Annotated in this window: 1 protein-coding gene; it reads left to right on the plus strand. The window is 40.7% G+C overall.

What is annotated here, in order from left to right; translation table 11 throughout:
* A partial coding sequence (locus tag H3U96_RS11060) for a hypothetical protein (protein ID WP_198196699.1) occupies nucleotides 1-1,217 on the plus strand: 1,217 nt, incomplete at its 5' end.
* Nucleotides 1,218-1,417: the final 200 nt, after the last annotated feature.

Genomic DNA, 1,417 nt, shown 5'->3' on the forward strand with positions numbered 1-1,417 from the left:
CATCACATGCTATTTTACTGCCAGTTGCCGGTCAGAGCTTTGCCGATATTGATATGTTAGTGCCAACTAATGTTAATGCCATACCATTGAGTACCCTTATCGGTACGCCTTATAACTATTGGAATGATGATGATGGCGATGATGATTTTACCGTCACAGGGCAGTTGCATTTATCTATCCTTGATAAATATGACCGTCCGGTCACTCGTGACAATGTGCCGACCGTTTGTAAGGCACCTTATCGAGTGATATTAAGAACTGATGATGTTATCTTATCCTCCGGTTATGGTATTCCTAAAAGTACTCATTTTACAGCAAGTAATGTGACTTATTATATTAAACCACAGCCAACAGCAGATATTTGCTCTGCTAGACCTATGTTAGAATTAGAAGATGACGGAGTACGTGCAGGTCCTTTTTCTATGTGGGACCCCGGTTTAGGGTTTCTTGTTCAGTCATCCGAACCGTCATCTTACGGCCTGAATTTTCCTACTACTGGCGCAAATAGTTTATATTTTGATTTAGTGTTAGGTAGTATTGATACGCAATTAACATGGGAGGATGTTTCTCCTAAGGGCGATATTAAAGCGACTATGACCTATTTAAATAAATCAGATCCTAGTCTTGTCCGGGTCACCTTAGAGGGCCCCGTTGCTACAAAAAAACAATGGGATTCAGTTAATCCGAATAAGGTGGCAGGTGAGAAGAAGGTAATTATTCCATTATTGCCTCAAACATTTGAGTTGGTGGGTAAAGGTAAAGATAGTCACAATAATGATATCGTGTTGAAATATGGTTTTGTGTTAAAGCAGTGGTTCGTTAATCGAGGTGATAAAGATCGTGTAGTTGCCGAACAATCATCATGGTGTATTAATCTAGGTTATCGTCTTCCACGCCTTAGGGAATTAACTAACGCATCATTATGTACTGGCTACTGTCCAAGTGTTGTTTATCCATCAAATACTTATCATTATTCGCGACGAATTGGTGCTGGACTCGTTGCTGAGTGGGGCCATCTGCACCGCTACTCTAAGGCTAATTTCATATATGCCTCATCCTACTGGACAAGTGAACCGGTGCCAACTAATCCGGAAAAACCTGACGATACGAGCAAAAGCACCCTACAGTTCGCCACGGACTTTTCTACTGGTATAATCAAGGGTCTTGGTAAGACATATCCTTTAGTTGGTGCAACTTGTGTCGTGGGGGGGGGATGAGAAGAAAGAAGATAAATAAATTTATTAGCGCCTTAAAAAGGCGCTGATTGACATGGCTGATAAAAATACGACACAACTTAATTATTCGCACCTGCATTTTTTTCAACGTGGGGGAAAATGAGTTATTATGCTGGTGCTAACTTGTTTGGTCGTAGTAACTGGAACGATGAAACTTCAAACGACAGTTATGATCACTATAT

Origin of the sequence: Gilliamella sp. M0364, from assembly GCF_016100565.1 — a bacterium.
Classification (GTDB): Bacteria; Pseudomonadota; Gammaproteobacteria; order Enterobacterales; family Orbaceae; genus Gilliamella; species Gilliamella apis.